Genomic DNA, 10452 nt, shown 5'->3' with positions numbered 1-10452 from the left:
GTGTGCATGCGGCGTGGTCCGGGGCTAACAAGTATGTGCGGGACTGTGTCAATGATGGTGATGACAAGAACGTTGACGTGCCCAAGGCGAGTGCCTCGCCGTCGTATGTCTTCCGGGTGAACCGGGACCTGGTGGTCCTGAATGACGTGAACTCCGGGAATGTGTGGCTGGTGAACCAGAACATGCAGCTGGTCAACAACTGGGACGACGTCATCCCGCCCAAGAACGAATCCGACGAGCAGGACCAGGAATCCGCGGACAACAACACCATCAACGTCCTGCCGGACCGCACCAAGCCCAACCGTCCGCCGGAAACCAAGCCCGACGCCGTCGGCGTGCGCCCCGGCCGCACCACCATCCTCAGCGTCCTGGACAACGATTCGGACCCCGACGGCGATGTCCTCACTGCCGCCGTCGGGGATTCCGGACCCCAGGCCGGCAGCCTTGAGAACATCTACGGCGGCACGGCCTTCCAGATCTCCGTTCCGGCCGGCGCGAAGCCCGGAACGGAAACATTCAGCTACAGCGCCTCCGACGGCCGCGGCCTTTCCGCCACCGGGCAGGTCACCCTCAGCGTGGTGGCCCCCGAAGAGAACAAGCCGCCCCGGTTCAAGCGCGGCGACAACACCACCATGCTCGTGGAACAGGGCAAAACCGTCAGCCAGAACATCCTTACCGACTGGATTGACCCCGACGGGGACGACCTGGTGCTCCTTGACGCCAAAGCGGACAACGACCAGGACCAGGTCAAAGTCCGCCGCGACGGCCTGCTGACCTTCCAGGACTCCGGTGCGACAGCCGGCAAGAAGGCCGTGGAGGTGACCATCTGGGACGGCAGGGCCACTGTCACCGGAAAAGTGGTGGTCAACGTCCAGCCGCCGGGAGCCCTTGCACCGGTGGTCAACGCCGACCACGTCACGGCAGTGGCAGGCCAGGACCTGGTCATCTCGCCGCTGAAGAACGACGTGGACCCCAACGGCGGCGCCCTCCGCCTGGCCCAGGTGGAGGCCAGCGGCCCCGCCGAGCTGGGTCCCGTGACCGACGGCGGCACCTTCACCTTCCGCAGCACCACCCCCGGCCCCGTCTACCTCACCTACATCGCCAGCAACGGGCCGCAAAGCAGCCAGGGGCTGATCCGCGTTGACGTTGAGTCCGGGGATGAAACCGGCAACCCCGTCGCCGTCCACGACGTCGCGCTCATGCCCACCGGCGGAAGCGTGCTGGTGGACCCGCTGGCCAACGACTCCGATCCCTCGGGGGGAGTCCTGGTGCTGCAGTCCGTGAAGCTGCCGGAAAATTCGACCGCATCCGTGAGCGTGATCAACCACAGCGTCCTGCGGATTACCGACATCCTCGGAACCAAGGACCCGGTCCTCTTCGAATACACCATGTCCAACGGCAAGAAGTCGGCCACCGGCAGCGTATCGGTGGTGCCCGTCCCGGCCCCCGCCGTCCTGGAAGCACCCCAGCCCAAGCCCGACGAAGTGAACGTCCGGGTCAACGACGTCGTCACCATCCCGGTGCTCGAGAACGATACCCACCCGCAGGGCCAGGAGCTCACCGTGGACCCGGTTCTTCCGCAGGGCGTTGATCCCGTGGACGGCAAGAGCTTCGTCTCGGAGAACACGCTCCGGTTCATTGCCGGCCCGCAGCCCAAGACCGTCCGGGCCATCTACAACGCCGTGGATCCGCAGGGCCAAAAGAGCGCCGCAGCGGTGACCATCCACATCCTTCCCCTGGAGGGGGCCGAAAACTCACGCCCGCAGCCGCGCAACCTGACGGCACGCGTAGTGGCCGCCGGCACGGTCCGGATTCCCGTCCAGCTGGACGGCATCGATCCCGACGGCGACTCCGTCCAGCTGACCGGCATCGACAGTACGCCCGCGATGGGCATGGCCACCGTGGGCAGCAACTTCATCGACTTCACGGCTGCCGGCAACGGCGCCGGGACAGACACGTTCCGCTATAAGGTGGTGGACCGGCAGGGCGCCGTCAACACCGGAACCGTCACCGTGGGCATCGCCCCGCGCGGCGAGGTCAACCAGAAGCCCACTCCCGTGGACGACGAAGTGAGGGTTCGCCCCGGCCGCCAGATCGCCGTCGACGCTACCGGCAACGACACCGATCCCGACGGCGACCTCATCCGCATCCTCAGTGACGGCATCGAGGCCGACGCAGCGCTGCAGGCCACGGTAAGCAAAGCGAGCGGCCGGATCATCCTGCTGGCTCCAGCAGAAGCCGGAACCGTCAACGTGCGCTACACCATTGCAGACGACCGCGACGCCTCCGCCCAGGCCGCAATCCGCGTCGTGGTGGACAACGAGGTTCCCCTCAAGGCGCCCATCGCCCGTGATGACAGGGTGACGTCCGCGCAGACCATGGGCAAAACCGCAGTGGACGTCCCTGTCCTGAAGAACGACGAGGACCCGGACGGCGTAGGGGAAAACCTCAAGGTCAGCACCGAAGCCACCACCGCCCGGCCCGGGGCGGACGGCAACATGATCGTGGACCTGACTGAGCAGCCCCAGCTCATCCCCTACACCGTGGAGGATGTGGACGGCCAGAAGTCGACGGCGGTGATCTGGGTACCGGGCCTCGGCCAGCAGGTGCCCACCTTGGCCAAGGACGAAGTGCTTGAGGTAGTTGCCGGCCAGTCCGTGGATGTTGACCTGGATGAGTGGGTCAGGGTCCGGGAGGGCCGCTCGCCGCGGCTCACCCAGACGGACCGCATCAGGCTCATCGGCGCCGACGGCAGCGACCCCATGACCGGAGACGGCACGGGACTTAAGTACACCGCCGGCGCGGACTACGTGGGACCGGGTTCCCTTACCTTCGAGGTGACCGACGGGACCGGCCCGGATGATCCGGCCGGCCTGAAGTCCACCCTCAGCATCCGCACCAAGGTGCTGCCGGATCCGAACAAGAACAACCCTCCGGAACTGCTGGGCGCAAACCTGGACGTGCCCAAGGGCGACTCCGCGAGCACCGACCTGGGCAAGCTGACGGCGGACCCTGACCGGGACGACGTCGAAAAGATGAAGTACGAGCTGGTGGGAGGATCGCCTGCCGGTTTCAACGCCGGCATCGACGGCAAGACCTTGAAGGTTTCCGCGGCAGACTCGAGCGGGGCCGGGACGACGGCCGCCGTCCAGGTCAAAGCCAGGGATTCCCGCGGGCTCGAAGCCACGGCCACCTACCAGCTGAAGGTGACGGCTTCCAACCGGCCGAAGCCGGTGGCGAACGACGACGTGCAGGACAACGTTGCCGCCGGTAAACCGGTGACGGTGAACGTGCTCGCCAACGATGCCAACCCGTTCCCGGAGACCGCACTCAAAATCATTGCGGCCGCTGCGGAAACCGGCAGCGGCAACGTGGACGTGAACGGCGATTCCATCACAGTCACCCCTGCGCCTGGATTCACCGGCACCATGGTGGTGTCCTACACAGTGGCCGACAAGACCGGCGATGACTCCCGCAATGCCACCGCCCGCGTCCGGCTGACAGTCAAGGACAAACCCCAAACCCCCACCACCCCGCAGGCGCAGAGCGTGGGGGACCAGACGGCACTCCTGACCTGGACGGCGCCGGCGGACCGCGGTTCAGCAATCACTAAATACACCGTGTACGGAGAGTCCGGCTTCCGGCAGGACTGCCCGGCCAACACCTGCACCCTCAACGGGCTGGTCAACAACACCAACTACCATTTCCAGGTCACGGCCACGAACGAGTTCGGCGAGTCCGACCGCTCGCCTGCGTCCGCCGAGGTGCGTCCTGATGTCAAGCCCGATACCCCGCTGGCACCGTCGCTGAAGTTCGGTGACAGGGAGCTGTCCGTCAACTGGACCGCTCCGGCCAGCAAGGGCTCACCGGTGAAGTCCTACGACCTGGAGATCTCGCCTCCTCCCGCCGGCCAGAACGCCCAGATCCAAAACCTGACGGGCGTCAGCTACGTCTGGAAGGGCCTGCAGAACGGCGTCTCCTATAAAGTCCGGGTCCTGGCGCGCAATGATGCCAAGGAACCCTCCGAGTGGAGCCCCTATTCAGCAGCCATGGTTCCGGCGGGCGTTCCGGCCACTCCGGCCGCACCATCTGCGGCGCAGGCGGGTTCGGTGGGTTCGCAAAGCCAGCTGCAGGTGAGCTGGACTGCGCCGAACAACAATGGCGACGCCGTCTCGGCGTACACCCTGACCACCCTCCGCGGCGGTGCCGTGGTGTCCAGCCAGCAAGTGGCCGGTACCTCGCAGAACGTCACGGTGGACAACTCCGAAACCAACTACACCTTCACGGTGTCTGCCACCAACAAAGCGGGCACCAGCGGGACAAGTGCCCAGTCAGCGGCCATCCGTGCTGCCGGCAAGCCCGGCCAGGTCAGCGGTGGAACGGTGGCGGAAACGGGGAACAGCGGGCAGCTCAAGGTCACCTTCACGCCCCTGACGGAAGCCCAGCGCAACGGCTCCACGGCGAGCGAGATCGCCTACTCCTACCGGGCTTCAAACGGCCAGGCCGGGCCCATCAGTGCCCCCGGCGGCAACATCAACGGCCTGCCGAACGGCCAGGACATCACCATCAACATCATTGCCACGTCCACCAAGAACAACGTGTCCGGTGACGCCAAGGCCATCGGAGCCGGCAACCCGTACGGACCGGCCAATGCACCCAACGTGAACGGGGGCACATCACCGAAGGGCGATGGCCAGGTGCACTGGACCTGGAACAACCCGAACACCAACGGCCGTCCGCTGAGCCATTACGAGGTCAGCATGGACGGCGGAGCGTGGCAGAACGTCAACAAGGCCAACAGCTTCGATGCCGGCGCCGGCGGATGGAGCCAGAGCCATAGACTGCGGGTCCGTGCCGTGACGGTGGTGGACGGCGCCATCGGCGGGCCAGCGACCTCCACATCCGGCGCCGACCCGACGCCTCCTCCGGCACCCACAAAGGTCCGGGTCGAGGCTTCGACCGTCAACAGCTGCCCCGGAAAGCCGGGCGTTCCAGACCGATACAGCAATGTCAACGGCGATGCCCGTTGCGGTTCCAGCGACGCCAACTGGGTGTCCTTCTCGGACGGCTGGATCGACAGCGCCTGCTGGATGAACATCTACGGTTCGCCAGAGTCGGATCCCGGCTACTACAAGTGGTACCGCATGGATGGCGGCCCCTGGCCCGGCTGGTACGTCAAGCGCGCCACGATCGATATCAGCGGTCCGGACGTTCCCCGATGCTGACCGTTCAAGCCCACCCCCCGTTTCCGCCCCGCCTAACCAGCAGCCTCACCAAAGGACGTACATCATGACCATGACCATCGAGCAGGCCGCGTGGTTTGCAGACACCTTCGAGAAACTCGTTGCCAATGTGGGGCAGGCCGTCCTGGGCAAGGAGCACGTCATCCGGCTCACCTTCACCGCCATGCTCGCCGAAGGCCATGTGCTGTTCGAGGACGCCCCCGGCACCGGTAAGACCTCCTTGGCCCGGGCCCTGGCCGCCACGGTGCAGGGGTCCAACAACCGCATCCAGTTCACCCCGGACCTGCTGCCCTCGGACGTCACCGGTGTGACCATCTACGACCAGAAGACGCAGAAGTTCGAGTTCCACAAGGGCCCGATCTTCAACAACATCGTCCTGGCGGACGAAATCAACCGTGCTTCGCCGAAGACCCAGTCGGCTCTGCTGGAGGTCATGGAGGAGTCCCGGGTCACGGTTGACGGCGTCACCTACGAGGCCGGGCGCCCGTTCATGGTGATGGCCACGCAGAACCCCATCGAGCAGGCAGGCACCTACCGCCTGCCGGAGGCACAGCTGGACCGCTTCCTGATCAAGACCTCCATCGGCTACCCGGACCACGCCTCCACGGTCCGGCTGCTGGGCGGCTCCAACCTGAAGGACCGGTCGCAGGATCTCTCCGCCGTCATCACCACCCAGGCTGTGGCCGATATGGCAGACCTCGCCGCCACGGTGCACGTGGACACGGCCGTGCTCGAGTACATCTCGCGGCTCTGCGAGGAGACCCGCAACGCCCCCGAAACCCGACTGGGCGTCTCGGTCCGCGGGGCCCTGGCCATGGTCCGTGCAGCAAAGGTCTGGGCGGCCGGGCAGGGGCGGAACTTCGTGCTGCCGGATGACATCAAGGAACTGGCCCCGGTGGTGTGGACCCACCGTTTCGTCATGGATCCGGAGGCAGAGTTCTCCGGAGCCACTCCGGAAGCCGTGCTGACACGGATCCTGGCGGATGTCGCGGCTCCCCAGCAGCGCACCAACGCTTGACGGTCCCGGCACGGACCCCACCACGTCCACGCAACAACGAAGGCACACATATGTCCACCGGCACCCCGTTGACCCGGCTCGCGGAGCGTCTCAAGCAACCCTTCCACAGGGATGGCCGGCCCACGCAGCTGCACCCGTCGGCAGTCTGGTCCGAGGCGCGGAACACTGCAGCCATGGCGCTGGCGCCAGCCTGGCGTACCGTCCGGACTGCATGGCTGAAGTACGCCTGGCCCGTGCTGTCCGTGGTCAGCGTCCTGGGCTGGTCCGTCCTGGCCGCCGCCATCCTGCTCTGGACCACCGGGCAGGCGTTCGGCTGGCAGGAGGCGAAGGCTGCGGCCATCGCGGCGTTCGTGATGTTCCTGATTGCCAGCGCCTTTGTCCTGGGCCGCTCTTCCTATGGAGTGCTCCTCGACCTCGCCCGCACCCGGGTGGCCGTGGGGGACAGTGCCGTTGGCAGCATCGCCGTGTCCAACACATCAGCCCGGCCCCTGCTGCCGGCAGCACTGGAACTTCCGGTGGGCAGCGTCACGGCTGTGTTCCACCTGCCCCGCATGAAGCCGCAGCAGGTGCACGAGGACCTCTTCACCATTCCCACCGCCCGCCGTGCCGTGATCGTCGTCGGACCTGTCCGGTCGGTCCGGGCAGACCCGCTGCACCTGCTGCGCCGCCAGGTCCTGTGGACCGAACCGGAAGACCTTTTCGTCCATCCGCGCACGGTGGCCCTGGCCGGTTCGGCCGCCGGCTTTATCCGCGACCTGGAAGGAATGCCCACCACGGACCTGTCCAGTGCGGACGTGTCCTTCCATGCGCTTCGCGACTACGTGCCGGGGGATGACCGCCGGCACATCCACTGGAAAACCACCGCGCGGACCAACAAGCTCATGGTGCGCCAATTCGAGGAAACACGCCGGGCCCACCTGGCCATCTCGCTGTCCATCAACACGGACGAATACGCCTCCGAAGCCGAATTCGAGATGGCCATCTCCGCAGCCGCATCGATCGGCCGGCAGGCCATCCGCGAGCAGCGTGAGCTGGACGTCCTGACCCAGAAAGGCCCGCTCCGCTGTGAAACCGGGCGGAACATGCTCGATGACATGACCAGGATTGTGGGAGCTCCCATGCGGCGGACCGCCGTCGACCTCGCCAGGACCCTTGCGGACACCGTCCCCAACGCCTCCGTGGTTTTCCTCGTGGTAGGCAGCAACGTGACGGCCACCCAGCTGCGCTCCGCGGCCGCGTCCGTGCCGCCCGGCGTCCGCAGCCTCGCGGTGCGGGTGGAAGCCGGCGCTTCGCCCGGCCGCGCCAACATCGCAGACCTCACCGTGCTGACGCTCGGCGACCTGAACGACCTTGCCATTGTGCTGAGAAAGGCCGCAGCATGACCTCCACGGAAGGCATGCGCCCGCGCAGCACGCGCCCGCGCAGCGAACCAACCGGCACCAACCGCGGTGCGTCCGGCAGCGGCCGTAACCAGGCCTCCGCCTTCGCCGACGGCCAGCCGGCCTGGCACTTCGTGCTCGACGCCGGCGCGCTGACGGTCCTGCTGGGGCTTGGCCTGCTCGGCTTCGGCCTCAGCTTCGGCGGCGACCCGTACTACCTGTTCTCCGGCTTCGGCGGCATCCTCCTGGGCCTGGCCATCGGCGCGCTCAACGCGCACCTGCGGCTCGGACTGCTCATCACCACTGCGGTTGCCCTTGGCGCCTACCTGGTCCTCGGCACGTTGCTGGCGGTGCCCGACGCGGCAATCGCAGGTTTTGTCCCCACCCTTGACTCACTCCGGACCCTCCTCCTGGGGGTGGTGTTCGCCTGGAAGGACATGCTGACGGTCGGTGTCCCCGTGGGCACGGCAGGCGGCGTGCTGATTGTTCCCTTCCTGAGCTCCCTGGTCACCGCCCTGGCGGCCGGTGTCCTGACGTGGCGCCTTCGAAGCCCCTACTTTCCGCTCCTGCCGGTGCTGGTCCTGTTCGTTACCGGGATCGCCTTCAGCACCAACGCCGCGTTCCTCACCCTCGAACGCGGCATCGGCCTGACGGTCCTGGGCATCGCCTGGGCCACCTTCCGCCGGGACGCCCTCAGGAAGAACTCCACGCGAAAGGTATCCGTCAACAATCCGCAGACGGATACCGCCACCGCGCAGCGGGCGAAGATCCGGAGGCTGGGAATGGCCGCCGGCGTCATCGCCGTCAGCGTGGCCGTTACGGCGCTTTCGGCGCCGCTGGTCACCGCGGGCAATGACCGGAAGGTCCTCCGGAACGTGGTGGTCCCGCCGTTCGACCCCAAGGACTACATCACGCCACTGGCCAGCTTCCGCACGTTCGTCAAGGACAAGAAGGACGACACCCTCTTTGTGGTCAAGGGCCTTCCCCGTGATGGCCGGGTCCGGCTGGGGGCCCTGGACGCCTTCAACGGAACCAACTACACCATGGACCCCAACGGCTCGGGAAACTTCAGCAAGGTCGGCGATACCGAGTCGATCAACACCCTGGCGGACACCTCCGGTGTTGTTCCCACCAAGGACTACGCCATCAGCATCACGGTTGAGGACTACCAGGGATTCTTCGTGCCCGGCGGGCGTAAAACCACGGGGCTGAGCTTTGATGACAGCGCCTCGGCCGCGGCGTCCGGCCTCTACTTCAATGCCGGCACGGATACCGCCGTCACCACCAACGGGCTCTCCCGCGGAGATTCCTACAAGGTCCAGGTTTCGGATCCCGTGAAACTCGAACACGGGCAGCTGGCGCAGTACGACTTCGCGAAACTGTCCCTGCCCGACGCCACGGAAGTGCCCCCGGTGGTGGGGTCGCAGGCCAATGACCTGTCCACTGACGCCCCCACCGCCATCGACCGGGTCCGGCAGATTGAGGCGCATTTCCAGAAAACCGGGGCATTCAGCAACGGGCTGGTCAGCGAAGGCCAGCTCCCGAGTGTGTCCGGCCACGGTTCTGCCCGGATCAGGAATCTCCTCACGGCCAAGCAGATGCTGGGCGACGACGAGCAGTACGCGGTGGCCATGTCCCTCATGCTCCGCCACCTGGGCATCCCGTCCCGCGTGGTGATGGGCTTCTACCCCGAACCCACCAGTCCGGAAAACGGGGCAGGCGAAGTCAAGATCACCGGCAAGGACGTGCACGCCTGGGTGGAAGTGGCCTTTGAACGGGTGGGCTGGGTAAGTTTCGATCCGACGCCGCCCAAGGACAACATTCCCATCCCGCCGGACCCGGAAAACAAATCCAAGCCCAAGCCGCAGGTGCTGCAGCCGCCGCCCCCGCCGCAGGAACCCGCGGACCTGCCGCCGGACTCGTCGCCCGATGCGCTGGATGCGGACCAGAAGAAAAACAACCCGTGGCTCTTCTGGGGCGCCCTGTTGGGCGCGCTGGGCATCGCCCTGATACCGCTGTCCGTCCTTGCGCTCCCGTTGCTGCTGGTCGTCCTGTTGAAATCACGACGGCGGAAGTCGCGGTTCAGCGAAGGCCATCCTGCGCAGCGCGTAGGGGGCGGCTGGAGCGAGGTGGTCAGCCTCGCCACGGACATGGGGGCCGCCGTCGACACCCGGGCCACCCGCCGCGAAAGCGCCGCGGTCCTGGCCGAGGCGTTTCCGGCCGCGGGCGGTACCACCACGATGCTGGCCCGCCGCGCGGATGCGTCGATCTTCGGTGCCGGCCAGCCCAGCGAGGACGAGGTGCGGGAGTACTGGACCATCGTGGACAGCTCGCTGAAGGAGATGACCTCCACGGCAGGTTTCTGGCAGCGGCAGCAGGCAAGGTTCTCCCCGCGGTCGCTGCTTGCTGACGCGCGCGGCGCCCTGGCCCGCCGCAGCCCGCTGGCTCAGCGCGGCCGGCTGGCTTTGCCGGCCCTGTCGGCACTCAGGCCGTCCACCCGCCGTCGTACTGGCGCGGACGGCGAACACTCCGCAACGCCTGCACCGGAAGCAACGGCGGTGCAGGCAATGCCGCTGCAGGACCGGCAGGCGCCGGAACCGCCAAGGCAAGGACCTCCGGCGCCGTGACCGCGGAACTCCAGACATGCCCCCGCTGCCAGCGCTCCATCCGGGCCGGTGCGGCCTTCTGCACCTCCTGCGGAGCGCCCCTGCCCAACAGGGCGGCGCGCAGCAACCGCAACCTGCACACCGGCGGCCATGCCGGCAGTGACCCGCCGCCCGGAGCTGTGACTGCCCACCGTGCAGCGATTCCC

Annotated in this window: 4 protein-coding genes and 1 pseudogene; all 5 read left to right on the top strand. The window is 67.0% G+C overall.

Annotation, left to right across the window (positions count from 1 at the left end; all coding sequences use genetic code 11):
• Positions 1-5225: Ig-like domain-containing protein (locus U7114_RS13835; protein WP_323057661.1), on the top strand; the 5225-nt coding region annotated here is incomplete at its 5' end.
• A gap of 64 nt (positions 5226-5289) precedes the next feature.
• Positions 5290-6261 (top strand): AAA family ATPase, encoded by a 972-nt coding sequence (locus U7114_RS13830; protein WP_157238672.1) that lies wholly within the window; start codon positions 5290-5292, stop codon positions 6259-6261.
• Positions 6262-6311: 50 nt separating this feature from the next.
• A complete protein-coding gene (locus U7114_RS13825; RefSeq protein ID WP_323057660.1) occupies positions 6312-7643 on the top strand; it encodes a DUF58 domain-containing protein in 1332 nt (443 codons plus the stop codon).
• Entirely contained in the window at positions 7640-10267 is a 2628-nt protein-coding gene (locus tag U7114_RS13820) for a transglutaminaseTgpA domain-containing protein (RefSeq protein WP_323057659.1), read from the top strand. The genes U7114_RS13825 and U7114_RS13820 overlap by 4 nt, the downstream gene beginning before the upstream one ends.
• Positions 10264-10344, top strand: a pseudogene (locus U7114_RS13815) (zinc-ribbon domain-containing protein); the annotation flags it as partial. The gene U7114_RS13820 and the pseudogene U7114_RS13815, both read left to right, overlap by 4 nt.
• Positions 10345-10452: the final 108 nt, after the last annotated feature.

This window comes from Pseudarthrobacter sp. C1 (assembly GCF_034720455.1).
Taxonomy (GTDB): Bacteria; Actinomycetota; Actinomycetes; order Actinomycetales; family Micrococcaceae; genus Arthrobacter.
This window is presented reverse-complemented; position numbering and strand designations above follow the sequence as displayed.